Source organism: Paraburkholderia sp. RCC_158, from assembly GCF_041355255.1.
In the GTDB taxonomy this organism is placed as follows: Bacteria; Pseudomonadota; Gammaproteobacteria; order Burkholderiales; family Burkholderiaceae; genus Paraburkholderia; species Paraburkholderia graminis.
On record NZ_JBFUPM010000009.1, the window covers coordinates 158,378 to 182,948 of the forward strand.

Here is a 24,571-nt window from a genome sequence, read left to right on the forward strand (position 1 = left end):
GGCGCCAAAGCGAGACCGAAAGGATACCCGGTTTCGGCCATACCGTCCACCGGACGGCCTCCGCGGCCGTTTCTCGCGCCATCCCCGGCAGATTCACGCGCCACCCCAACCCGTCCGCTCCACTTCGCACGATGCGGGTAAACGCCTGCTGAACAGCGCGCCGCGCCTCTCGCCGCCGTCGAAAGCTTCCGTCTATAATCGTCCGTGGCTGATCAAGAACAAGAAGTTGCCGTCGCGCTGTACCGCTCACATACCCACGGAGACGAGACAAGCATGAGCGAAGCACCACACGGAGCCCCGATTAAAACCCCAGGACAGCTCATCGCCGCGGTCATCGCCGGGTTTGCTGTGCCGATCATCATCATCGTTCTGCTGGCTTACTACGTCGACAATTCGACGCGCACCGGCGCCGGCACCGACAGTCTCTCCGAAGCCGAAGTCACCGCCCGCATCAAACCACTCGCCCAGGTCGACGTTCGCGACGCCAACGCGCCGCGCGTCTACAAGACGGGCGAGGAAGTCTACAAGGCGGTCTGCTCGGCGTGTCACGCGTCGGGCGCAGCGGGCGCGCCGAAGTTCACCAACACGGCCGACTGGGCGCCGCGGATCTCGCAAGGCTTCGACACGTTGCTGCATACGGCGCTCGCCGGCAAGGGCGGAATGCCCCCGCGCGGCGGCACGAGCCCCGACGATTACAGCGACTTCGAAATCGCCCGCGCAGTCGCGTACATGGCGAACAACTCGGGCGCGAGCTTCCCTGAACCGGCACAACCGGCATCAGGCGCCGCAGCGGCGTCCGCTGCGACGGCTGCGACCGCGGCTTCGGGTGCGGCGGCAGGCGGCGCTTCCGACGCAGGCGCGGCTCAGGCCGCCGCAGCGATGGCCGCCATGGCAAGCGTTCCGCAAACCGCCGCGGCGCCCGCAGCCGGCGCGACGCAAAGCGCTGATGCATCGCAAGCGGGCAAGGCCTTGTATCAGCAGGTTTGCCAGGCATGTCACGCGGCCGGCGTGCTGAACGCACCGAAGTTCGGCGACAAGGAAGCGTGGGCGCCGCGCCTGAAGGAGCCGATGGACACCGTCTACAACTACGCGCTGCACGGCAAGGGCGCGATGCCGCCGAAAGGTGGATCGAGTGCGTCGGATGCGGACGTGAAGGCCGCCGTCGATTACATGGTGAGCAGCGTGAAGTAACGCACCGAACAGCTTCGCGGCTTTTGCCGCGCCACGAAAATCCCTGCACCGCGTGCGCCTACGCGGGCAGGGATTTTTTCATGCCGTGAAGCTGTTCAAAACCAAACGCTCAAGCCTCGGCGTCCGCGGCGGGATGGCTGAACGCCTCGACGAATGCGAGCCTCGGCGCACTGCGCGCATGCCCCGCAAAACGCGCGTGCAACTCGGCGGGCGCGAGCCACGGATAACTCAAGCCTTCCTGCAACGCTTCGAGTAACGCGCCATCGGCATCGGGCACGACGTCCATGCGCGCGATGTGGATATGAAAGCGGCTCACGGCGGGCGTGTCGTCGAAAGTCCATCGATACACGCCGTGCCCCACGCGCAATGCGCCGGCCGCCGGTTCGCGCATCAGCACGAGCCAGGGCAGCGGGTCGATCGCGCCGTCGCGCACCGTCAGCGAGTCGCACACGTAATACGTGCGGCATTGCGTGTAAGTCGCGCCGAAATCGGTGACGAGCGTTTTCGTGATCGCGTCGCGCCCGAGCGTGCGCGCGGGAAACGCGATCGTCGACGTCGCGAGTGAAATGGTGAGCTCGGCATCGGACGCGAATGCGTCGGCCATGCGCTGCGGGCGCGTATTGTCTTTTGCGTCGATGTAGGCTTCGAGCGCGCGAATGTAAGGCGCGTGCGGCGGCAAGGTCATGCGGGCGGTCTCCGGTTGGCATGCTCGAAGGCGCGCGAGCAATGCGTCTAACGCGACCAACTAGCCGCGCCACTGTAGCGCGCGCATCCGCGAAACCAGCCGAAGCACCTTTGCTCAGCGTGGTCTTGCGGACTCACGATAGCAAGCCAAGCCGCGCGTCACGGCTTCTGCAACAGCGCCTTCAAGCTCGCGAGCCGGTCTTTCGGCGACATCGGCGCTTCTTCGGGCGTCGGCGGCGGCGCATCGTCAAGCAGCATCTCGGGGATGAACCGCGACGGCTCGCACACCACCGTCTCTCGCGCGCGCTTGCGCTTCTTGCACCAGTTCAGATGCAGGCTGCGCTGCGCGCGCGTGATCGCCACATACATCAGACGGCGCTCTTCCTCGATGCGTCCGTCGTCGATCGGCTCGTCGTCCGCGCCGCCTCGATGCGGCATGATGCCTTCCTCGACACCCACCAAAAACACATGCGGATACTCGAGGCCCTTCGACGCGTGCACCGTCGAAAGCCTGACCGCGTCGGGATCTTCTTCGCGGCCTTCCAGCATCGACATCAAAGCGACCGTCTGGATCAAACCGAGCAGATTCTTGCCGGTATCGGCGAGACCGTCGGCCGTGTCGTAACCGGTAGCTTCGCCATTCGCCGACCCAGCCGACCCCGCCGGATCGTTCACATCAGCCTTCGTGCCCTTGCGCTTTAACCATTCGATGAACTCGAGCACGTTCTGCCACTTCGCCTGTGCCTGGCGTTCGTCGAATGCATCGTAGAGATACGCTTCGTAGTGGATCGCGTCCATCAACTCGTCGAGCAGCGTGCCGGCCGCATCTTTTTCGGCGCGGTCGGTGAGGCGCTGCATGAAGTCGCAGAACGCGCGCATCGGTTCGATCTGACGCGGCGACAGGCGCGCCTCGATGCCGCCCATGTACACGGCCTCGAACAGCGACACCTTCGCCTGGCCCGCGAACGACCCGAGCGCTTCGAGCGTCGTATTGCCGACGCCACGCCGCGGCGTGGTGATCGCGCGGATGAACGCGGGGTCGTCGTTCGCGTTGGCGATCAGGCGCAGATATGCGCAGATGTCCTTGATCTCGGCCTTATCGAAAAACGACTGACCGCCCGACAGCACATACGGAATCCGCTCGCGGCGCAGCACCTGTTCGAAGATGCGCGCCTGGAAATTGCCTCGATAGAGAATCGCGTAATCGCGGAAGTTCGCGCGCCGCTCGAACTTGTGCGCGGACAGACGAAACACGACAGATTCCGCCTCGTGCTCTTCATCGTTGCACCCAGTCACCGTGATCGAATCGCCCATGCCGTGCTCGGACCACAGCTTCTTTTCGAAGAGCTTCGGATTGTTGGCGATCACATTGTTCGCGGCCGTGAGAATGCGCACCGTCGACCGATAGTTCTGCTCGAGCTTGATCACATGCAGCTTCGGAAAATCCTTGCCGAGCTGCGCGAGATTTTCGAGCGTCGCGCCGCGCCAGCCGTAGATCGCCTGGTCGTCGTCGCCCACGGCCGTGAACGCGGCGCGCGGGCCGGCGAGCTGCTTCAGCAATTCATACTGGCACGCGTTGGTGTCCTGATACTCGTCGATCAGCAAATAACGCAGCTTGTTTTGCCAACGGTCGCGCACCTGCTCGTTCTTCGCGAAGAGTTCGGCGGGCAAGCGGATCAGATCGTCGAAATCCACTGCCTGATACGCGTGCAGCGTCGCCACATAGTTGCGATAGACGATCGCGGCCTGATGCTCGTCTTCGTTCGCGGCAATCGCCATCGCCTCGTCGGGCATGATCAGGCCGTTCTTCCACAACGAAATGATCGACTGGATCTTGCGGATAAAGCCCTTGTCCGTCGAGCCGACCTGTTCCTGGATCATGCCGAAGCAGTCGTCGGAATCCATGATCGAGAACTGCGGCTTCAGGCCGACGTGCTCGGCTTCCTGCCGCAGAATCTGCACGCCGAGCGAGTGGAACGTGCAAACAGTCAACTGATTGACGGGCACCTTGCGGCCTTCCTTGCCGGGCGTCGTGAGCGTCTTGCCCTCGAGCAGCTTGCCCACGCGCTCGCGCATTTCCGCGGCGGCCTTATTGGTGAACGTGACGGCCGCGATGTGGCGCGGCTCGAAGCCCTTCGCCTCGATCAGGTGCGCGATTTTCTGCGTGATCACGCGCGTCTTGCCGCTGCCAGCGCCGGCGAGCACGAGACACGGCCCGTCGAGATAACGGACCGCTTCACTTTGAGCGGGATTGAGGCCTGCGGACATCGTCTGTAGATGGGGTGTTGCGGTTGAAATGCGGCTGCGAGGACGCGGCTATGAAAGGCGCGGCCCTCGGGGAAACGCGCCGTTAAAAGCGGCGCTCACGGCGCCGCGGCACAGTCTTGCAGCAAGTCGCGAAGCGAGCGGAGTGGCCGCCCGGCGCGCGCTGCGGCATACGCGCCGCGCGTGATCTGAAGCCGGTCGACGCGCCCAGGTTCGCGCGAGAGGAGCGATGCTAACACGGATGAAATGGGCGGATAAATTCGGCCGACGAATCGCATCGGGCACACGGCCGCCACCAGCCAGCGCGAAAATCCCGCGCGATCCGCCGACGCTCCGTCGCCCCGCGCCCATGCCACAATGACGGCGTTGCGCGCCGCCGCCGCGGTGGCAAAGCGGCGCGCCGTTTTTGCAGGAAGACACGCATGTCCGCATCGCTGAAAATGGGATTGATGGGTTACGGGTTCGCCGGCGCGACCTTTCATGCGCCGGTGATCGCGCACTGCGGCCGCGCGAGCGTCGCGGCTATCGCCACCGGCAAGCCGGAGACCGCGCTCGCCGACTATCCGCACGCGAACGTCGTCGCCGACCTCGACGCGCTGCTTGCGCTCGACGACATCGACTGCGTCGTGATCGCCACGCCGAACGACACGCACTTCGACCTCGCGCGCCGCACGCTGGAAGCGGGCAAGCACGTCGTCGTCGACAAACCGGTGACGCTCACCGCCGCAGACGCCCACACGCTCGCCAACATCGCGCTCGCGCGGGGCAAGCTGTTTGTGCCGTTTCACAACCGCCGCTGGGACGGCGATTTTCTGACCGTGCGCGATCTGCTCGCGAGCGCCGAGTTGGGGCGCGTCACGCACTATGAATCGCATTTCGACCGCTTCCGGCCCGAAGTGCGTCAGCGTTGGCGCGAGGAAGCGTCGCGCGGCGGCGGTCTGCTGTTCGACCTCGGGCCGCATCTGATCGACCAGGCGCTCGCGCTGTTCGGCGCGCCGCAGACCGTGGCGGCGACGGTGCGCACGCATCGCGATCAGGCCAGCGCACCCGACTACGTGCATATCCAGTTGGGCTACGGCGGATTCGAAGTCGTGCTGCATGCGAGCGCGCTGACGGCGATCGTCGCGCCGCGCTTCATCATTCACGGCACACGCGGCAGCTACCTGAAATACGGGCTCGACACGCAAGAGGACCAGTTGAAAGCGGGCCTGCGTCCGGGCGACGGGGGCTTCGCCGCCGGCAACGCGGCAGGCACGCTGCGGGTGCTCGACGGCGATCGCGAAGCAGAGCGGGAAGTGCCGACGCGCAACGGCGATTACGCGGGCTTCTATATCGCGCTCGCCGACGCGATTCAACATGGCGTGAAGTTCCCCGTGAGCCCGCAAGACGCCGTCGATGTGATGACGATCATCGAACTCGCGGCGCGCAGTTCCGACGAAGGCATCCGCTTGCCGTTCGAACGCATTCGTTAAACGCACGTGCCGGCGCGAAGCGAAGAATCTCGCACCTCGCGCCGGCAAACCTCGGCAGGCGACCGACACGCGACCGGCAGGCGACTGACAAAACCGCAAGCAATATAACGTTACAAATCGGCCGGCCTTTCGGGTCAGCGTGAGCGAGCCGTGATCCGTTGCTACGTCTGTAGCATCGCAAAACGACAACGACTTCACGGAGAGTCCATGCCACGTATCATCCGCGCGCTCGCCGCATGCGCATTGCTGAGTTCCCTCGCCGCCTGTGTGGTCGCGCCGCAGCCCGAACCGGCGCCGCGCCCGAACCCGCAGCAGATCGCCGACAAGCGGCTGCGTCAGGTCGACGGCCGCATCGACAACCTGAGCCGCCGTATCGACAATCGCGTGAATCAGGGTTATTACCCGCCGCCGCAAGGGGGCGAACTGCATCATCGGCTCGAGGTGATCCGGCGCGAAGCGCACGACATGGCCGCGCAGCACGGCGGCGGTCTGTCCGCCGACGAACAGCGCGTGCTCAACGAGGAACTCGACGGCGCGGCGCGCGCGATCGGCGAATGACGGCGAGCCGGCGCTAGATGCCGGCTCCAGGCCGCTCCCAAAGGCGGCGCACCAGCCCTTCTGCGGACACGCCCTTTATTTGACAAGCCTCCGGGCCTCGCGTACATTCGCCGCACGCGTCGGGAGAGCGCGCTGGCCGCTGAATTCGCAGGCCGCGCCGCCGAAGGGGCACACCCGGAAACTCTCAGGCAAAAGGACCGACCGCGTCGAAAAACTCGCGCCCACGTAACAGCCAGGCAATACGCTGGCAAACATCAAGGCGCGGTTTTTCGCACTCTGGAGAGCGGCAGTAGCCGTCTGCGTCGCACACGCCGCGCAGACCTTGGCAAGCTGCCCACCGAAGGGGCGCGCGTTCACCGTGGCGAATCCATATCGCCACGGCAGCGCAATCTCTCAGGTATCGAGGACAGAGGGGCCATGCAGCACCACGCTCGCCGCTAAAGGCGCGAGGCGCGGCGCCGCATGGCCTTTTTTGTTTCGCGAGACGCCCGAGGCCCCATGACCGAACTCAAACACACTCCACTCAACGCCACCCATCGCGCGCTGAATGCCCGCATGGTCGATTTCGGCGGCTGGGACATGCCCGTCAACTACGGCTCGCAGATCGACGAACACCGCGCGGTGCGCACCGACGCGGGCATGTTCGACGTCTCGCACATGTGCGTCGTCGATTTCACCGGCGAGCGCGTGCGTGCGTTCTTCGAATACGCGCTGGCCAACAACGTCGGCAAGCTGCAAACACCGGGCCGCGCGCTCTACTCGTGCATGCTGAACCCCGACGGCCGCGTGATCGACGATCTGATCGTCTATTACTTCGGCGAAGATCATTTCCGCGTGGTCGTCAACGCGGGCACCGCCGACAAAGACATCGCGTGGTTCAATCAACTGAACGAAGGCGGTTTCGGCCTGACGATCACGCCGCGCCGCGATCTCGCGATCGTCGCCGTGCAAGGTCCGAACGCACGTGAGAAGGTCTGGCAGACGGCGCCCTCCATCCGCGCCGCCACTGAGGCGCTGAAGCCCTTCAACGCCGCGCGCATCGAAGCCACGCCGTTCGGCGAACTGACCGTCGCCCGCACCGGCTACACCGGCGAAGACGGCTTCGAGATCATCGTTCCTGCGGACCACGTGGTTGCGCTGTGGAACGCGCTGCAAGCGCAAGGCGTGCGCCCCGCCGGTCTCGGCGCGCGCGACACGCTGCGCCTCGAAGCCGGCATGAATCTGTACGGCCAGGACATGGACGACAACACCTCGCCGCTCGACGCCGGTCTCGCGTGGACGGTCGACCTCGCTTCGCCGCGCGAATTCGTCGGCAAAAGCAGGCTCGAACTGGACGGCTCGAAGGCCGCATTCGTCGGCCTGATCTTGCGCAAGGAAAACGGCAAGGCCGCAGGCGTGCTGCGCGCGCATCAGAAAGTCGTCACGCCGCACGGCGAAGGCGAAATCACCAGCGGCACATTTTCTCCGACGATGCAGGAATCGATCGCCTTCGCGCGCGTGCCGCAAGGCGTGCAGCCGGGCGATATCGTCCACGTGCAGATTCGCGACAAATCCGTTCCTGCAAGCGTGGTAAAACTGCCGTTCGTGCGCAACGGCAAAGTGCTCGCGGCGGCCTAAGCCTCCGCAAGCCACCGGCGCGCGCGTCCCTTATCCAGTCACTACCGAATCACACCGCATAGGAGCATCCGATGAGCATCCCGGCCGATCTGAAATACACCGAATCGCACGAATGGGTCCGCACCGAAGCGGACGGCACGCTGACGGTCGGCATTACCGACCATGCGCAGGAAGCGCTAGGCGACATCGTCTTCTTCGAAGTCCAGGAACTGGGCAAGACCGTGACCGCCGGCGACACGGTCGCGGTGATCGAATCGGTGAAAGCCGCGTCGGACATTTACGCGCCGGTCTCGGGCGAAGTGATCGAAGCGAACAGCGCCGTGTCCGACTCGCCGGATTCGGTCAACAGCACGCCGTACGAAAGCTGGCTCTTCAAGATCAAGCCGGCTGCGGACGCCACGCTCGACCGTCTGATCGACGCCGACGCGTACACGAAGTCGATCGGCGCCTGATTCACCTCTCGTCTAACCGTCAGGTGCGGCGCGCCCTTCGCGCAAGGACAGCCGCACCGCCAGGAACACCATGAAGCTCGAACACCCGGATCGTCTGATGAACCGCACTCCTCTCTCGCTTGCCGCGCTCGAAGTGCATGACGCCTTCGCCGAACGGCACATCGGCCCGGATGCGGCCGACCAGCAGGCCATGCTCGAAGCGTTGGGCTTCGCGTCGCGCGCCGCGCTGATCGACGCCGTCATTCCGAAGACGATCCGCCGCACCGAGCCGCTGCCGCTCGGTCCGTTCACGCAACCGAAAAGCGAAGCGGAAGCGCTCGCCGCATTGCGCGAACTCGCGGACAGGAACCAGGTGTTCCGCTCGTACATCGGGCAGGGTTATTACAACGCGCACACGCCGACGGTGATTCTGCGCAACGTGCTCGAAAATCCGGCCTGGTACACGGCGTACACGCCGTATCAGCCGGAAATCTCGCAAGGCCGACTCGAAGCGCTGCTCAACTTCCAGCAGATGGTGATCGATCTGACGGGGCTCGCGATTTCGAACGCGTCGCTGCTCGACGAAGCCACCGCCGCAGCCGAAGCGATGACGCTGCTGCAACGCGTCGGCAAGCCGAAGTCGAACGTGTTCTATGTCGCCGACGACGTGTTGCCGCAAACCGTCGAAGTGATAAAGACGCGCGCAACCCCGGTCGGCATCGAAGTGAAAGTCGGCCCGGCCGATGAAGCCGCGAACGCGAACGTATTCGGCGTGCTGCTGCAATATCCGGGCGTGAACGGCGACGTGCGCGACTACCGCGCGCTCACCGAAGCGATCCACGCAGCGGGCGGCCACGTGGTGGTCGCCGCCGATCTGCTCGCGCTGACCGTGCTGACGCCGCCGGGCGAATGGGGCGCGGACGTGGCTGTCGGCAACACGCAGCGCTTTGGCGTGCCGGTTGGCTTCGGCGGTCCGCACGCGGCGTATCTCGCCGTGCGCGATGAATTCAAGCGTCAGATGCCGGGCCGTCTCGTCGGCGTGACCGTCGACGCGCAAGGCAATCCCGCGCTGCGTCTCGCGCTGCAAACGCGCGAACAACATATCCGCCGCGAGAAGGCGACGTCGAACGTGTGTACCGCGCAAGCGCTGCTCGCGATCATGGCGAGCATGTACGCCGTCTATCACGGCCCGCGCGGCCTGAAGACCATCGCGTTGCGCGTGAACCGCATCGCCGCATTGCTCGCGGAAGGCGCGAAGCAGCTCGGCTACACGCTCGTCAACGAAACGTTCTTCGACACGCTCACGTTCGACGCGGGCGCGCGCACGCAGGCGCTGCACGACGCGGCCAACGCGAAGCGCATCAACCTGCGCCGCGTGAGCGATACGCAAGTCGGCGTGTCCATCGACGAAACGACGACGCGCGCCGATCTCGCCGATCTGCTCGCGGTGTTTGCGCAAGCCGCGGGCGCGCGCGATGTCCCGCAAGTCGACGCGCTCGACTCTGCGCTGACCGCGTCGAACACCGCATCGGTGCCGGCATCGCTCGAACGGACGAGCGCGTACCTCACGCACCACGTGTTCAACCGTCATCATTCGGAAACGGAAATGCTGCGTTATTTGCGCAGCCTGTCGGATAAGGACCTCGCGCTCGACCGTTCGATGATTCCGCTCGGCTCGTGCACGATGAAGCTGAACGCGACCTCGGAAATGCTGCCGGTCACGTGGCCCGAGTTCGGCCAGATTCATCCGTTCGCGCCCGCTGAGCAAACCGTCGGCTACCGCGAAATGATCGATCAGCTCGAAGCGATGCTGGTCGCGGCAACCGGCTATGCAGCCGTGTCGCTGCAGCCGAATGCCGGCTCGCAAGGCGAGTACGCGGGCTTGCTGATCATTCACGCGTATCACGCGTCGCGCGGCGAAGCGCATCGCAATGTCTGCCTGATTCCGGCTTCGGCGCACGGCACGAACCCGGCTTCGGCGCAAATGGCGGGCATGCAGGTCGTGGTGGTTGCGTGCGACGCGCAGGGCAACGTCGACATCGAAGATCTGAAGAAGAAAGCCGATCAGCACGCCGACAAACTCGCGGCGATCATGATTACGTATCCGTCGACGCACGGCGTATTCGAGGCGAACGTGCGCGAAATCTGCGAGATCGTGCATGCGCGCGGCGGCCAGGTCTATGTGGACGGCGCGAACATGAACGCGATGGTCGGCCTGACGGCGCCGGGTCAATTCGGCGGCGACGTCTCGCACCTGAATCTGCACAAGACGTTCTGCATTCCGCACGGCGGCGGCGGACCGGGCGTCGGTCCGGTCGCGGTCGGCGCGCATCTCGCGCAGTTCCTGCCGAATCAGATTTCGTCGGGCTATGAGCGCGCGCCGAACGGCATCGGCGCTGTGTCGGGCGCACCGTACGGCTCGGCGTCGATCCTGCCGATCTCGTGGATGTACATCGCGATGATGGGCGCGAAAAACCTGACCGCCGCGACCGAAACCGCGATCCTCAATGCGAACTACGTCGCGAAGAAACTCGCGCCGCATTATCCGGTGCTGTATTCGGGCCCCGGCGGACTCGTCGCACACGAATGCATTCTGGATTTGCGTCCGATCAAGGAAACGAGCGGCATCACCGTCGACGACGTCGCGAAGCGCCTCGCCGACTACGGCTTCCATGCGCCGACCATGAGCTTCCCGGTGCCGGGCACGCTGATGGTCGAGCCGACCGAATCGGAATCGAAGGAAGAACTCGACCGTTTCATCGAAGCGATGATTGCGATCCGCGAGGAAATTCGCGCGGTGGAAGAAGGCCATTCGGACCGCGAAGATAATCCGCTGAAGCACGCGCCGCACACGGCCGCAGTGGTGATCGCCGACGACTGGAAGCACACGTATGCGCGCGAAACGGCCGCGTATCCGCTGCCCACGTTAATCGCGAAGAAGTACTGGCCGCCGGTCGGCCGCGCGGACAACGTGTATGGCGATCGCAACCTGTTCTGCTCCTGCGTGCCGGTCGCCGATTACGAGTAAGCGTTGCCTTCGGCGCGCGTTACCCGTGCTGATAGACGGGCGGCGCGCGCTTCTGTCGCTTCAGGCCGCAAACGGCTAACATCACACACCAAATCAGCCCAACGAGGAGTTTCGCATGGTGCGAAAGGTGCGATTGATGCAAAGCCTGGCCAAAGCGACGCGCATCCATATGCGGCGGCAAGCGGGCGCCATGCTGTTCGCCGGCGCCGCCGCGTTGCTGCCGCTGCGGCACGCGCACGCCGCAATGAATTTTTGCGCGGCGCCCGCGTGGCAAACCAGCGAGCGCACGAACGCCGATCCCGGCGTGAAGGCGTTGGTGAGCAATGTGCAGGCGCATCTGAACGACCGGCCGCACGCGCAGGCCAAGCTGCACACCGAAGGCACGCTGCCGCACGAGGGCATTTACGATCAGAGCGTCGAGGCGGAGAAAGATCTGGACTTGCTGCGCGACGCCGCGCTCGCGTGGCGCGCAACGAGCGACGACCGCTATCTCAAGCTCGTCGATCGCTTGCTGTACGCGTGGGTCACGACTTATCAGCCGAGCTTCAATCCCATCGACGAAACGCATTTCGAAGGGCTGATTCTCGCGTACGACATGACCGCGAGCGCGCTGCCCGTGAAAACGCGCAATGCGTCGATGGCGTTTCTGACGAAGCTCGCGAACGGCTATATCGCGCAGATCGACGAGCAGCCGCGTCCATTGAAAGGCAATTACCGGAACAACTGGCAAAGCCACCGGATCAAACTGATTGCAATGGCCGCCTTCACGCTCGACAACCGCAAGATGATCAACGCGGCGCAGCGTCTCTTTGTCGAGCATGTCGGCGACAACATCGAGCCGGATGGCTCGACCGTCGATTTCGCCGAACGTGATGCGCTGCACTACGTCACTTACGATCTGCAGCCGCTGGTCACGGCCGCCGTTGCGGCGCGCCGCCACAACCGCAACTGGCTGCCGGAGAAGGGCGCGAACGGCGCGTCGCTGCAGGCTGCGCTCAACTGGCTCGCGCCGTATGCGGCCGGCAGCAAAACGCATGAGGAATTCGTGCATTCGAGCGTCGCCTTCGACGCCAAACGTCGCGAAGCCGGCTTGCCCGGCTACTCGGGTCAATGGGACCCGAAGAACGCGACGGAGCTCTTTCATCTGGCGGCGCGTCTCGACGGACGCTATACGCCGATCGCGCTGCAGCTTGCAGCAACGCCGCCCGCATGGCTTGCCGTGTGTTTGCCGATGCCGGCGCGCTAAACCAACATTTCATCAGCAGGGAGCAGTCAATGGCAGTCAGTGTGTTCGATCTCTTCAAAATCGGCATCGGTCCGTCGAGCTCGCATACGGTCGGGCCGATGCGCGCGGCGCTGATGTTCGCGCAAGGGCTCGAACGCGACGGGCTCCTTGCGAACACGGCCTCGGTGAAGGTCGATCTGTACGGCTCGCTCGGCGCGACGGGCAAAGGTCACGGCACGGATCGCGGCGTGATGCTCGGTCTGATGGGCGACGCGCCCGACACAGTGAATCCCGACACGATTGCAGAGCGGCTCGAAGCCGTGCGCAGCACGCGCAAGCTGGCATTGCTCGGCAAGCATGAAATCCCGTTCCTTCAGAAGGACCACATTTCGTTTTATCGCCAGGCGCTGGCCGAACATCCGAACGGACTCAAGCTGCGCGCGTTCGACGCGAACGGCGAGACGTTGCGCGAATCGACGTATCTGTCGGTAGGCGGCGGATTCGTTGTGACGGCCGGCGCGCCGAACACGAAAGTGCTGGCTGCCGTCGATCAATTGCCGCACTCGTTTCGCAGCGGCAACGAGTTGCTCGCGCTGTGCGAATCGACCGGTAAAAGCATTGCGCAATTGATGTGGGACAACGAGCGCGTCTGGCATACCGAAGAAGAAACGCGCGCGGGCCTGCTGAAAATCTGGGACGTGATGCAGTCGTGCGTGTCGCGTGGTTGCGGCATCAACAATCCCGACGCGGACGGCAATCTGCCGGGCCCGTTCCAGGTGAAGCGCCGCGCACCGCAGTTGTATCGTGCGCTGTCGGGCAACCCTGAGCTGGCGTTGCGCGATCCGCTTTCGATGGTCGACTGGATCAACCTGTATGCGATCGCCGTCAACGAGGAAAACGCCGCGGGCGGGCGAGTCGTCACCGCGCCGACCAACGGCGCGGCCGGCATCATCCCGGCCGTGCTGCATTACTACACACGCTTCATGCCCGGCTCCAACGAGCAGGGCGTGATCGACTTCCTGATGACGGCTGCGGCTATCGGCATTCTGTACAAGCTGAACGCGTCCATTTCCGGCGCCGAAGTGGGGTGCCAGGGCGAAGTGGGCGTCGCGTGCTCGATGGCCGCGGGCGCGCTCGCTGCGGTAATGGGCGGCACGCCGAGGCAGGTCGAAAACGCGGCGGAGATCGGCATGGAGCACAACCTCGGGCTCACGTGCGATCCGGTCGGCGGCATGGTGCAGATTCCGTGCATCGAGCGCAATGCAATGGCATCGGTGAAAGCGGTCAACGCGGCGCGCATGGCGTTGCGCGGCGACGGCAGTCACTACGTGTCGCTCGATTCGGTCATCAAGACCATGCGCGAGACCGGCGCGGATATGAAGACGAAGTACAAGGAAACCTCGCGCGGCGGTTTGGCGGTGAATATCGTCGAGTGTTGATGGGCGATTCGATGATCGCGGCGTATCGAAACGCGGGCTCTTCGGCCCGCGTTTTTGTTTGCGCATTCGCGAGGCCATGTGTGGCGCGTGAGCATGCGTTGCGCTGCGCCGTGACACTGCACGCGCTGTCGGCGTAAGCTGTCGGGGCTCACTTGCACTCACTGCACTCACCGCACTCACTGCCTGGAGGCCCCATCGCAATGTCGCTGCCGAATGCTCCCGTTTCCGATTCTGCCGCCGCTCGAACGACCGGCGCGCGCCTCGTCGTCGATGCGTTGCTCACGCACGGTGTCGAGCGTGTTTTCTGTGTGCCCGGCGAGAGCTTTCTCGCGGTGCTCGACTCACTGCACGACGAGACCACGCGCATTCAGACGATTGTCTGCCGCCATGAAGCGGCGGCCGCAAACATGGCCGAAGCGGTCGGCAAGCTGACCGGCCGGCCAGGCGTCGCGCTCGTCACGCGGGGACCCGGCGCGACGCATGCGTCCATCGGCGTACACACCGCGTTTCAGGACTCCACGCCGATGATTCTGCTGATCGGCCAATGCGCGCGCGCGCATCTCGACCGCGAAGCGTTTCAGGAGATCGACTATCGGCGCATGTTCGGTCAGATGGCGAAATGGGTTGCGCAGATCGACGATCCGAAGCGCATTCCCGAGTATCTGAGTCACGCGTTTCACACGGCGACGTCCGGGCGGCCCGGACCTGTCGTGCTGTCCTTGCCCGAAGACGTGCTGAGCGATGCGTGCGACGCCGTGCCTAGCGCGCCGGCTTATCAGCGAGTGGCGGCGTCGCCGTCGGCGGCACAGATCGACAGGTTGCGCGAGTTGCTAGAGCGCGCGCAACGGCCAATGGTGATTGCGGGCGGCAGCGGCTGGACGCCCGGCGCATGCGCGGACCTGCAACGCTTCGTCGAGAACTGGCAATTGCCGGTTGGCCTCGCGTTCCGCTTCCAGGACACGCTCGATAACGAGCATCCGAACTATGCCGGCGATGTCGGGCTCGGCATCAATCCGGCACTCGCGCAGCGTATCCGCGATGCCGATCTGCTGCTCGTGCTCGGGCCGCGACTCGGCGAGGCGACGACGACCGGCTATACGCTGCTCGACATTCCGAAGACGAAGCCGACGCTGGTTCACGTCCACCAGGGCGCGGAAGAGTTGGGACGCGTTTATGCGGCCGATCTGCCGATCGTCTCCGGCATGCCGGAGCTGACGGCGGCGCTGGCGGCCTTGAAGCCGTCGGCCGAAACACTCGCATGGAGCGGCGCGGCGGAGGAAGCGCATCGCGCGTATCTGGAGTGGCGCAAGCCTCGCCCGATTCCCGGCGACGTGCAGATGGGCGAAGTCATTCAACAGTTGCGCGCGCATCTTCCTGACGACGCGATCCTGACCAACGGCGCAGGCAATTACGCGACGTGGCTGCATCGGCACTTTTCGTATCGGCACTACCGCTCGCAACTTGCACCGACGAGCGGCGCGATGGGCTACGGCGTGCCCGCCGCAATCGCGGCGAAGTCGCTCTATCCGCAACGCGCGGTCGTCGCGCTGGCCGGCGACGGCTGCTTCATGATGGCCGCGCAGGAACTCGCGACGGCGATGCAATACGACTTGCATGTGCTGTTCATTGTCGTGAACAACGGGCACTTCGGCACGATCCGCATGCATCAGGAACGGCATTATCCGAACCGCGTGCATGGCACCGGGCTCACGAATCCCGACTTCGCGGCATTCGCGCGATCGTTCGGCGCGCACGGCGAGACGGTGGAGCGGACCGAAGATTTTCTGCCGGCGTTGCAGCGTTCATTGGAAGCGAAGCGCGCGGCGGTAATCGAGATTCGCATGCCGCAGGAAGCGAGTACGCCAGGCGCGACGCTCGAGCAGATTCGCGAGCAGGGGAGGAAATTGCGGGGGGAATAGAGAAAGGCCCCGCCTGTAACCCATAAAAAAACCCCGCCGAAGCGGGGTTCTCACAACGTCACAGCAAGCTGCAAAAAGTAGCTTACTTGCCGCCCACGCTTTGCAGCGTCGTCCACTTGCCGTCGACAACCTTGTACAGCGTGATGCCGCCGTTCTTCAGGTCACCCTTCGCATCGTACGAAAGGTTCGACGACGTCACAGCCGGCATCGACGTCTGGGCCAGCACCGGCAGGTACTTCGCCGGATCGGTCGAATTCGCCTTCTTCATCGCGGCGAACATCGCCATTGCGCCGTCGTATGCGTACGGCGAGTACGTTTGCACGTCTTCGTTGAAACGCTTCTTGTACTTCGCGACGTAGTCCTTGCCGCCCGGCATTTCTTCCAGCGGCAGGCCGGCGAGCGATGCCACCGTGCCGTTCGCCGCGTCGCCCGCGATCTTGATGAACGTCGGCGTGTGGACCATTTCGCCGCCCATCAGCGGCGCCTTGATGCCGAGCGCCTTCATCTGCTTGACCATCGGCGCTGCTTGCGAATCGGCGCCGCCGTAATAGATCAGATCCGGGCTGACCGACTTCACCTTGGTCAGGATCGACTTGAAGTCCACGGCCTTGTCGTTCGTGAATTCGCGATCGACGATCGTGCCGCCCGCAGCCTTCGCCGCCTTCTCGAACTGATCGGCGAGACCCTGGCCGTAGGCCGTGCGGTCGTCGATGATCACGATCTTCTTCACGCCCAGCGTCTTGACCGCGAACGCGCCGGCAACCGAACCTTGCTGCGTGTCCGAGGTCATCATGCGGAAGGTGGTCTTGAAGCCTTGCTGCGTGTACTCAGGTGCCGTCGCCATCGCGATTTCGGGGATGCCCGCGTTCGCGTAGATGCGCGATGCCGGGATCGTCGTGCCCGAGTTGAAGTGGCCGAGCATGCCCTTGATGCCGTCGTCCACGAGCTTCTGCGCGACGGTCGTGCCGGTGCGCGGGTCAGCCTGGTCGTCGGCGGCGTCGAGCACGAAGCGAACCTGCTTGCCGCCGATCACCGGCTTCGTCGCGTTCATGTCTTCGACCGCCAGCGTGATGCCGTTCTGGAAGTCCTTGCCGTAGTGCGCCTGCGCGCCCGTCATCGGGCCGGCGAAACCGACCTTCACGTCTTCCGTCGATTGAGCGTTGGCCGTCCCCGCCACCGACATCGCCGCAACCAGCGCTGCGCCTGCCAGCAGTTTCATCTTGTGTTGCATATCTTCTCCTTGGTACCAGGTGTGGATGGAGCGGTTTCCGGGATCGCCGTTACCGCTTCCGTTTTGATGACCGCCCCCAAATCCTGGCGCTTCGCACCAGGCCCCCCGAGGGGGTGCAAGAAAACTTGGGGCGGCCCGGCGTTTTCCTGCGCGATCGATGAGGTTCGCTCAACCGATCGTCATCAAATTCGCATTACCGCCAGCGGCTGCCGTATTCACGCTGACCGAGCGCTCCGTCAACAGACGTTCGAGCGCGTAGTCTTCGTCGCCGTTTTCGAGCGCGCGCGACGCGACGCCTTGCACCGATACGATCGGTCCCGGGCGCTTCGCCACTTCCTTCACGAGCGTGAGCAGTTCGTCGCTATCGCCTTCGAACAGGACCGCGTCGAACGGCGTGTCGGCATTCTTGCGCACGCTCGCATAAGACTTCAGCGACGCCGGCAGTTGCGCGACCAATTGTTCACCAGCGGCGCCTTCGAACAGCGCACGATTTCCCGTAGCCAGCACGGCCGCGAACTGCACGCGCGCGCCGCTTGCGGTCGATGCGATGCACAGCACCGTGCCGCGTGCGCTGAGGGTGTACGTGTTGCGCTCGCCGGTCGGTCCGGTCAGCACCGCCGTTGCACCGGCCGGCATATGCGACAGATAACCGTCGCAGCGCGCGGCCAGTTGCGGCTCGCGTTCGGCGATCAGCCAGTCGCGCAGCGCCGTCAATGCAGTCAGCGCGGCCGACGGATTGTCGCTGTTTTCCGGGCGTTGCGGTACATCGGCGACGAGCGCCTGCGCGAGCGAGTTCGGCAAACCAGCGGGGCGCTTCGCGAGCAGACGCTGCAAATACAGCGCGCCGCCGGCCTTCGGACCCGTGCCCGACAAACCTTCGCCGCCGAACGGCTGCACGCCGACCACCGCGCCGATCACGTTGCGGTTCACGTAAATGTTGCCGACATGCGCGCGGCCGATCACATGCGCGATGGTTTCGTCGATTCGCGTATGGATGCCGAGCGTCAGGCCGTAGCCGGTTGCGCGGATCTGTTCGAGCAGCGCGTCGAGTTGGCTGCGGCGATAACGCACCACATGCAGCACCGGGCCGAACACTTCGCGCTTCAATTCGTCGATGCTGTCGAGCTCGATCAGCGTCGGCGGGACGAACGTGCCTTGCGCGCAATTTTCCGGCAACGGTAGTTGTTCGACCTTGCGGCCTTTTTCGCGCATCGCGGCGATGTGCGCGTCGATGCCGCGCTTCGCTTCCACGTCGATCACAGGGCCGACGTCGGTCGACAGCCGGTCCGGATTGCCGACCGTCAGCTCACGCATGGCGCCCGTCAGCATTTCGAGCGTGCGGTCCGCGACGTCGTCCTGCAAGCACAGCACGCGCAGCGCGGAGCAACGTTGGCCGGCCGAATCGAACGACGACTGCATGACGTCCGCCACCACCTGTTCCGCGAGCGCCGACGAATCGACGATCATCGCGTTCTGACCGCCCGTTTCGGCGATCAGCGGAATCGGCTTGCCTTCCGGATCGAGGCGGCTCGACAGCGTCTTGTTGATGAGGCGCGCGACTTCCGTCGAGCCGGTGAACATCACGGCACGCGTGCGCGCATCGGCGACGAGTGCAGCGCCGACCGTTTCGCCGTCGCCCGGAAGAAGCTGGACGGCGCCCGCAGGCACGCCTGCTTCCCGCAGAATCCGCACGGCTTGCGCGGCGATCAGCGGCGTTTGCTCCGCGGGCTTCGCGAGCACCGTGTTGCCGGCTGCGAGCGCGGCGGCGACCTGGCCCATGAAAATCGCGAGCGGGAAATTCCACGGGCTGATACAGACAACCGGCCCGAGCGGACGATGCGTGTCGTTCGAAAACTCGCTGCGGATTTGCGTCGAGTAGTAGCGCAGGAAGTCGATGGCTTCGCGAATCTCCGACACCGCGTTCGCGAGCGACTTGCCTGCTTCGCGCACGACGAGACCCATCAGCGTATGCATCTGCGCTTCGAGCAGATCGGCGGCGCGCGCGAGGCAATCGGCGCGCGCTTCGACGGGCGTCGCCTGCCAGATCGGCGCGGCGGCGACCGCGTGCGCCAATGCGGCGCTCACGTGTTCGGCGCTCGCTTCGACAACCGTGCCGACGAGATCGCGATGATCCGCGGGATTGCGCACATCGCGTGCGTTGCCCAACGCGATCTGATCGTCGGCGAGCATCGGCGCGGCGCGCCACGGATGATTCGCGCTCGCCAGCAGCGCCGAAGACAGCGACGCCAGACGATGCTCGTTCGACAGATCGAGGCCCATCGAATTGAGACGCTCGGTGCCATACAGGTTGCGCGGCAGCGGAATCTTCGCGTGCGGCGCGCCGAGCGGGACGATCTTCGACGCCTCTTCGACCGGATCGGCGATCAGGTCATCAATCGCGACGTTTTCATCGGCGATACGATTCACGAACGACGTGTTCGCGCCGTTCTCGAGCAGACGGCGCACAAGATACGCGAGCAGCGTTTCATGCGTGCCGACCGGCGCGTAGACGCGGCACGGACGATTCAGCTTGCCTGCCGAAACCGGACCCGTCACTTCCTCGTACAGCGGCTCGCCCATGCCGTGCAGGCACTGGAACTCGTACTGGCCGGGATAGTAGTTGTTGCCCGCGAGGTGATAGATCGCCGACAGCGTGTGCGCGTTGTGCGTGGCGAACTGCGGATAGACCGCGTCGGGTGCGCCGAGCAGCTTCTTCGCGCACGCGAGATACGACACATCCGTATAGATTTTGCGCGTGTAGACCGGATAGCCTTCGAGGCCGTCCACTTGTGCGCGCTTGATTTCGGTGTCCCAGTACGCGCCCTTCACGAGGCGCACCATGATCCGGTGACGGCTGCGGCGCGCGAGGTCGACAATGTATTCGATCACGAACGGGCAGCGCTTCTGATACGCCTGCACCACGAAGCCGATGCCGTTCCAGCCGGCCAATTCGGGATCGAAGCACAGCGCTTCGAGCAGATCGAGCGAGATCTCCAGACGGTCGGCTTCTTCCGCGTCGATGTTCAGGCCGATGTCGTAGCGGCGCGCGAGAATCGCGAGCGAGCGCACGCGCGGCAGCAGCTCGCTCATCGTGCGTTCCTGCTGCGAGCGCGAGTAACGCGGATGCAGCGCCGACAGCTTGATCGAGATGCCCGGACCTTCGTAGATGCCGCGGCCGCCCGCCGCCTTGCCGATCGCGTGGATCGCCTGCTCGTACGACGCGTAGTAGCGCTGCGCGTCGGCCTCGGTCGTGGCCGCTTCGCCGAGCATGTCGTACGAGTAGCGGAAACCTCGCGCTTCGTACTTGCGGCTGTTCGCCAGGGCTTCGGAAATGTTCTCGCCGGTGACGAACTGCTCGCCCATCAGGCGCATCGCCATGTCGACGCCCTTGCGGATCAGCGGCTCGCCGCCCTTGCCGATCAGACGCGTGAGCGCCGACGACAAGCTCGTCTCGCTGTTGGTCGTCACGAGCTTGCCGGTAATCATCAAGCCCCAGGTCGCGGCGTTGACGAACATCGACGGCGCCTGGCCGACGTGCGATTTCCAGTCGCCCTTGCTGATCTTGTCGCGAATCAGCGCGTCGCGCGTGGCGCGGTCGGGAATGCGCAGCAGCGCTTCGGCGAGGCACATCAGCGCGACGCCTTCCTGGCTCGACAGCGAGAATTCGTGGATCAGTCCTTCGACGCCACCACCCTTGCTCTTGCCGCGCAGCGTTTCGACGAGCTTGCCGGCGAGCGCCTGCACGTCGCCGGCGAGCTTGGCCGGCAAACGCGCCTGGCCGAGCAGGAACGGCACGCATTCCGGCTCCGGCCGACGGTAAGCCGCGGTGATCGCCGCGCGCAACACCGATTGCGGCTGCACGTTCTGCGCGAACTCCAGGAACGGATGCGCGGCGCCGTCTTCGTCATGCTCGACCGCGGCGCCGTCGCCCATCTCGGCCGAACCGGCCGCGCCCGACAGTTCCGGCGGCAATTGGCCTTGTTCGATCTTTTCGAGGTACGCGAAGATCGCCTGCTTGATCAGCCAGTGCGGAGTGCGTTCGAGGCGCGTAGCGGCATCTCTCAGCCGGGAACGCAGGAGGTCGTCGACCTTGACGCCAAGGGTGGTGCTAGCCATGTTTCCTTCTTCGGAGACCAGACGAAATGCTGGTGAAAGACTAAAAGTTGGCCGAATCGTACCCCTCTCAATAAAAAGGTGCAACCGCTGCGCCGGATTGGTTGCACCCGAGCGAAACCCTTATTCGACGCGGGTTTGCGGGCGGTGGCGCCGCAGCCGGCGAGCGCGGTAAGGATCGGTATTTTCCCTGGCGTCATTTCTTTTGCATCAGCCCTTATCAAACCGGACGGCGCGCCGTTAAAGAAGTCATAGCGGGCGCGACGCGATGGCGCACCAACAACAACGGCACGGGGTTAAGGACAGCGAAATGGAAAAGTGGCTGGTCGTATTGGGCATCTGGGCGATGTGCGCAACCTGCGCTGTGCTGTTTATTCGCGGCGCCACGGGGGCGTCGGGCAAGCGCGAGCCGGCTGAGGGACGTGCGTCCGCCGGCGACGCGCAGGCTGCGTTGAACGATTGAGCGAGCGCTCACTGCGCGGCGCGAGCGCAACGCGCCGGTGAGTGGCCGGAGCCGGAAGGCGAACGTGAAGAAGCGAACACCGTGAGAGCCACCATGCTTTGTTCCAGCGACTACAGATCTTCCGCGCGATACCGGCAACTGGCGGCGCGTGGCGCGCCGGTTTCGTCGCGGGCATCGGCGGTATTGGGGACGCGGACCGCGACGCGCGTCGCCGCTTCTGCTCCGGCTCCCGCGGCGAGCTATTCGAATACCGTGCGAGCACGCGCCCGCACGGCGCGCAGCCGGTGTCGACACTGACGGTTGAGTCCGTCGCGCCTTGGGCTCAGATGTCGAGCGGATCGACTTCGAGGCTCCAGCGCAGCACGCCCTTCAAACCGCGCAGCAACGGCTGCCACGCGCGCAGCGTCGCTTGCAACGCGGCGCGCGACGCGCTCTCGATAAGCAACTGCGCGCGATGCACGTGCATCACCTTGACGATGGTGAGCGGCACCGCGTCATAGACGGTCACGCGCTCGGCCGCCGGAATCCCGGCGAGTTCGGCGGCGGCCTGCTGGAGAAAGGCAAGCGCGGCTTCGAGCGTGCGGCCCTCGGCGCGCAGCAGCGCCTGATAGACGAACGGCGGCAAGTGCGCGTCGCGCCGCTCGGCCAGCGTCGAATTGGCGAAGCCGACGTAATCGTGGCGCCCAAGCGCGTGATAAAGCGCGTGACGCGGATAGCGCGTCTGCACCAGCACCTCGCCGGGCAAGCCGGCGCGGCCGGCTCGGCCGCTGACCTGCATCAGTTGCGCGAACAGGCGTTCGCTCGCGCGGAAGTCGTGCGAAAAGAGCGCGGTATCGGCGTTCAGCACGCCGACCAGCGACACGCGCTGAAAGTCGTGCCCCTTCGCGATCATCTGCGTGCCGACGAGGATATCGACCTCGCCGGCGTGCACATCGGAAAAAAGCGCTTGCGCGCTGCCTTTGCGGCGCGTGCTGTCGGCGTCGATGCGCAGAACGCGCGCGCCCGGCACCGCGCTCGCCAGCGTTTCCTCCACGCGTTGGGTGCCGCGGCCCATCGGCTCGATGTCGACATTGCCGCATTCCGGGCACGAGCGCGGAATGCGCGACTCCCAGCCGCAGTGGTGGCAGCGCAGCGCGCGCTCGGGCTTATGCAAAACGACATAGGCGCTGCAGCGTGGACAACCGGCGACCCAGCCGCAGGCGTCGCACGCGAGCTGCGGCGCGTAGCCGCGCCGGTTCAGGAATACGAGACTTTGCTCGCCGCGCTCGAGCCGCGCTTTCAGCGCCGCGATCAGCGGACCCGACAATCCTTCGACGGAAGCGCGTCCGCGCCGGCGTTCCTCTTCGAGATCGATCAGGCGCACGGTAGGCAGCACCGCATCGGCGACTGCGCGGCGCGATAACGTGAGCCGCTTGTAGCGTCCCTGATCGGCCTGCCACCAGCTTTCCAGCGACGGCGTGGCCGACCCGAGCACGACCGGCAAGCCAAGCTGCTTCGCGCGATAAATGGCGAGGTCGCGCGCCGAATAGCGCAGCCCTTCCTGCTGCTTGTAAGCGGGATCGTGCTCCTCATCGACGACGATCACGGCGAGCCGCGGCAGCGACGCGAGCACCGCGAGCCGCGTGCCCAGCACGATGCGCGCGCGGCCTGTGTGCGCCGCGAACCAGTTGCGCGCTCGCTCGCCTTCGGCAAGGCCGCTGTGCAAAGTGACGATCGCCGTGTCGGCCAGCGCCGCGAAGCGGGCGCGGAAAGCCGCCTCGAATTGCGGCGTCAGATTGATTTCCGGCACGAGCACGAGCGCTTGCGCGTCCGCATTGACGGCGAGAATTTCCGCGAGCGCGCGCAAATAGACTTCTGTCTTGCCGCTGCCGGTCACGCCGTGCAGCAGGAGCGGGGCAAAACCGCGCGCGTCGCGAATCGCTTCGACGGCGGCGGCCTGCTCGTCGGTGAGCGTGGGGAGCGTCGGGGGCGGCGTGGCTGTGGATGTCAGGGCCGGCAGGACTGTGGCGGCATCGACAAGCTCAAGTGCAACCCAGCCTTCGGCCTGCCATGCGGCGAGCGTCGCGAGGGCTTTTGGGTGCAGCGCGCGGGCGTCGGCGGCAGAGAGAAAGTCGTTGGCGGCGAGCGCCTGCGCCAGGCTTCGCAGCGCGGTGGCGCGCGCCGGCAAAGCGTCGGGCAAGGCCAGGCGGCCTTGCGGCGTCAGGCTGTAGCGCTCTTCCGGCGCGAGCAGCCGCGACCAGCGCGACGCGTCGCGCAGCGCCTGCGGCAACGCCGGCAGCGCCACCTCGCCAAGACCGCGCTGGTAGTAGTCGGCGGCAAAGGCAGCAAGCCGGAGCCATTCGGCCGACAGCGGCGGACATGCGGTGCAGGCACCGTTCACCGCGCGCAAACGGTCGGCGGGCACCTCGCTGTGGGTGGTCACTTCGCACACGAGCCCCACCACGTCTCGCTTGCCGAATGGCACGCTCACCAGCGTGCCCGGCACGGCCGCCGTGGACATGTTCCAGCGGTAGTCGAATAGGGTCGGCAGCGGGTGATCCAGCGCGACGCGAACGAACACGGCAGTCATCGGCCAGCGTGGATTCTGGCGACGGCGAGCCGCGTCGTGGCGCTGCCGTCCGCGTCGGGAATCGCCCGACGATGAGTTGCCCGCCCGAACTTAAAGTAAAACTTCAATTTCGGCGCTAAGTTTTGGATTCGGCTGAACAATTGCTGTCGACCCTGCACGCCTGTGGATAACTTTGTTGAGAACTTCGCTCCAACGGCCCGCAAACCGCGCCGCAGCGGCCTTCTGTGGGATTCCGCACATTTCTCGCGGAAGCCGCGAAACCCTTGCCAGACAAGGCTGAGATCAAATAAGCGGGCAACGCGCAAGGGTTCCGACACGACTAAAGCTTCTACCGCGCCGCAACGTGATCAATGTGTATAAGTCAAG

At 65.0% G+C, this 24,571-nt stretch carries 15 protein-coding genes and 2 riboswitches; of the genes, 10 read left to right on the forward strand and 5 right to left on the reverse strand.

Annotation, left to right across the window (positions count from 1 at the left end):
- Nucleotides 1-273 precede the first annotated feature (273 nt).
- A complete protein-coding gene (locus AB6809_RS19360) occupies nucleotides 274-1,191 on the forward strand; it encodes a cytochrome c5 family protein (RefSeq protein ID WP_371026981.1) in 918 nt (305 codons plus the stop codon).
- 109 nt (nucleotides 1,192-1,300) lie between these two features.
- Here AB6809_RS19360 and AB6809_RS19365 read toward each other — a convergent pair whose 3' ends face one another.
- Together AB6809_RS19365 and AB6809_RS19370 are read right to left on the reverse strand one after the other, a co-directional pair.
- The gene (locus tag AB6809_RS19365; RefSeq protein ID WP_053858890.1) at nucleotides 1,301-1,876 is read right to left on the reverse strand and encodes a hypothetical protein; all 576 of its coding nucleotides are present in this window, start codon (nucleotides 1,874-1,876) and stop codon (nucleotides 1,301-1,303) included.
- Between the two features lie 158 nt (nucleotides 1,877-2,034).
- Nucleotides 2,035-4,143 carry a UvrD-helicase domain-containing protein gene (locus AB6809_RS19370; RefSeq protein ID WP_371026982.1) on the reverse strand — a complete coding sequence of 703 codons (2,109 nt, stop codon included), beginning with the start codon at nucleotides 4,141-4,143 and terminating at the stop codon, nucleotides 2,035-2,037.
- A gap of 419 nt (nucleotides 4,144-4,562) precedes the next feature.
- On the opposite strand from AB6809_RS19370, the gene AB6809_RS19375 reads away from it, so the two are divergent.
- From AB6809_RS19375 to AB6809_RS19410, 8 genes are all read left to right on the forward strand, one after another.
- Nucleotides 4,563-5,612: an oxidoreductase gene (locus AB6809_RS19375; protein ID WP_371026983.1), complete on the forward strand. Its 1,050-nt coding sequence runs from the start codon at nucleotides 4,563-4,565 to the stop codon at nucleotides 5,610-5,612.
- Between the two features lie 207 nt (nucleotides 5,613-5,819).
- On the forward strand, nucleotides 5,820-6,170 hold the full coding sequence (locus AB6809_RS19380) for a hypothetical protein (protein ID WP_114156619.1): 351 nt from the start codon (nucleotides 5,820-5,822) through the stop codon (nucleotides 6,168-6,170).
- Between the two features lie 110 nt (nucleotides 6,171-6,280).
- A riboswitch (glycine riboswitch) is annotated at nucleotides 6,281-6,381 on the forward strand.
- A gap of 55 nt (nucleotides 6,382-6,436) precedes the next feature.
- Nucleotides 6,437-6,590: riboswitch (glycine riboswitch) on the forward strand.
- A 78-nt stretch (nucleotides 6,591-6,668) separates the two neighbouring features.
- On the forward strand, nucleotides 6,669-7,787 hold the full coding sequence (gene gcvT, locus AB6809_RS19385) for a glycine cleavage system aminomethyltransferase GcvT (protein WP_371026984.1): 1,119 nt from the start codon (nucleotides 6,669-6,671) through the stop codon (nucleotides 7,785-7,787).
- Between the two features lie 71 nt (nucleotides 7,788-7,858).
- Nucleotides 7,859-8,239, forward strand: a complete 381-nt coding sequence (gene gcvH / locus AB6809_RS19390) for a glycine cleavage system protein GcvH (RefSeq protein WP_006050862.1) — start codon at nucleotides 7,859-7,861, stop codon at nucleotides 8,237-8,239.
- A 70-nt stretch (nucleotides 8,240-8,309) separates the two neighbouring features.
- Nucleotides 8,310-11,246, forward strand: coding sequence for an aminomethyl-transferring glycine dehydrogenase (gcvP, locus tag AB6809_RS19395; protein ID WP_371026985.1), 2,937 nt, complete (start codon nucleotides 8,310-8,312; stop codon nucleotides 11,244-11,246).
- Between the two features lie 115 nt (nucleotides 11,247-11,361).
- A complete protein-coding gene (locus AB6809_RS19400; protein WP_053858897.1) occupies nucleotides 11,362-12,492 on the forward strand; it encodes an alginate lyase family protein in 1,131 nt (376 codons plus the stop codon).
- 29 nt (nucleotides 12,493-12,521) lie between these two features.
- Nucleotides 12,522-13,910 carry an L-serine ammonia-lyase gene (locus AB6809_RS19405; RefSeq protein WP_371026986.1) on the forward strand — a complete coding sequence of 463 codons (1,389 nt, stop codon included), beginning with the start codon at nucleotides 12,522-12,524 and terminating at the stop codon, nucleotides 13,908-13,910.
- Between the two features lie 200 nt (nucleotides 13,911-14,110).
- A complete protein-coding gene (locus AB6809_RS19410) occupies nucleotides 14,111-15,829 on the forward strand; it encodes a thiamine pyrophosphate-binding protein (RefSeq protein WP_371026987.1) in 1,719 nt (572 codons plus the stop codon).
- An 82-nt stretch (nucleotides 15,830-15,911) separates the two neighbouring features.
- On the opposite strand, the gene AB6809_RS19415 is transcribed toward AB6809_RS19410, so the two are convergent.
- Complete coding sequence (locus AB6809_RS19415) at nucleotides 15,912-17,060, reverse strand: branched-chain amino acid ABC transporter substrate-binding protein (protein WP_006050857.1); 1,149 nt, start codon at nucleotides 17,058-17,060, stop codon at nucleotides 15,912-15,914.
- A gap of 168 nt (nucleotides 17,061-17,228) precedes the next feature.
- Nucleotides 17,229-21,176 carry a trifunctional transcriptional regulator/proline dehydrogenase/L-glutamate gamma-semialdehyde dehydrogenase gene (putA, locus tag AB6809_RS19420; RefSeq protein ID WP_371026988.1) on the reverse strand — a complete coding sequence of 1,316 codons (3,948 nt, stop codon included), beginning with the start codon at nucleotides 21,174-21,176 and terminating at the stop codon, nucleotides 17,229-17,231.
- Between the two features lie 307 nt (nucleotides 21,177-21,483).
- On the opposite strand from putA, the gene AB6809_RS19425 reads away from it, so the two are divergent.
- Complete coding sequence (locus AB6809_RS19425) at nucleotides 21,484-21,636, forward strand: hypothetical protein (RefSeq protein WP_006050855.1); 153 nt, start codon at nucleotides 21,484-21,486, stop codon at nucleotides 21,634-21,636.
- A gap of 322 nt (nucleotides 21,637-21,958) precedes the next feature.
- Here the strand turns inward: AB6809_RS19425 and AB6809_RS19430 are convergent, their stop codons facing one another.
- Complete coding sequence (locus AB6809_RS19430; RefSeq protein WP_371026989.1) at nucleotides 21,959-24,205, reverse strand: primosomal protein N'; 2,247 nt, start codon at nucleotides 24,203-24,205, stop codon at nucleotides 21,959-21,961.
- Nucleotides 24,206-24,571 lie beyond the last annotated feature (366 nt).

Bases quoted from the DNA above. Each gene is read 5' to 3' on its own strand.
- AB6809_RS19360 (WP_371026981.1), top strand. From the start codon at position 274: ATGAGCGAAGCACCACACGGAGCCCCGATTAAAACCCCAGGACAGCTC.
- AB6809_RS19365 (WP_053858890.1), bottom strand. From the start codon at position 1,876: ATGACCTTGCCGCCGCACGCGCCTTACATTCGCGCGCTCGAAGCCTAC.
- AB6809_RS19370 (WP_371026982.1), bottom strand. From the start codon at position 4,143: ATGTCCGCAGGCCTCAATCCCGCTCAAAGTGAAGCGGTCCGTTATCTC.
- AB6809_RS19375 (WP_371026983.1), top strand. From the start codon at position 4,563: ATGTCCGCATCGCTGAAAATGGGATTGATGGGTTACGGGTTCGCCGGC.
- AB6809_RS19380 (WP_114156619.1), top strand. From the start codon at position 5,820: ATGCCACGTATCATCCGCGCGCTCGCCGCATGCGCATTGCTGAGTTCC.
- gcvT (WP_371026984.1), top strand. From the start codon at position 6,669: ATGACCGAACTCAAACACACTCCACTCAACGCCACCCATCGCGCGCTG.
- gcvH (WP_006050862.1), top strand. From the start codon at position 7,859: ATGAGCATCCCGGCCGATCTGAAATACACCGAATCGCACGAATGGGTC.
- gcvP (WP_371026985.1), top strand. From the start codon at position 8,310: ATGAAGCTCGAACACCCGGATCGTCTGATGAACCGCACTCCTCTCTCG.
- AB6809_RS19400 (WP_053858897.1), top strand. From the start codon at position 11,362: ATGGTGCGAAAGGTGCGATTGATGCAAAGCCTGGCCAAAGCGACGCGC.
- AB6809_RS19405 (WP_371026986.1), top strand. From the start codon at position 12,522: ATGGCAGTCAGTGTGTTCGATCTCTTCAAAATCGGCATCGGTCCGTCG.
- AB6809_RS19410 (WP_371026987.1), top strand. From the start codon at position 14,111: ATGTCGCTGCCGAATGCTCCCGTTTCCGATTCTGCCGCCGCTCGAACG.
- AB6809_RS19415 (WP_006050857.1), bottom strand. From the start codon at position 17,060: ATGCAACACAAGATGAAACTGCTGGCAGGCGCAGCGCTGGTTGCGGCG.
- putA (WP_371026988.1), bottom strand. From the start codon at position 21,176: ATGGCTAGCACCACCCTTGGCGTCAAGGTCGACGACCTCCTGCGTTCC.
- AB6809_RS19425 (WP_006050855.1), top strand. From the start codon at position 21,484: ATGGAAAAGTGGCTGGTCGTATTGGGCATCTGGGCGATGTGCGCAACC.
- AB6809_RS19430 (WP_371026989.1), bottom strand. From the start codon at position 24,205: ATGACTGCCGTGTTCGTTCGCGTCGCGCTGGATCACCCGCTGCCGACC.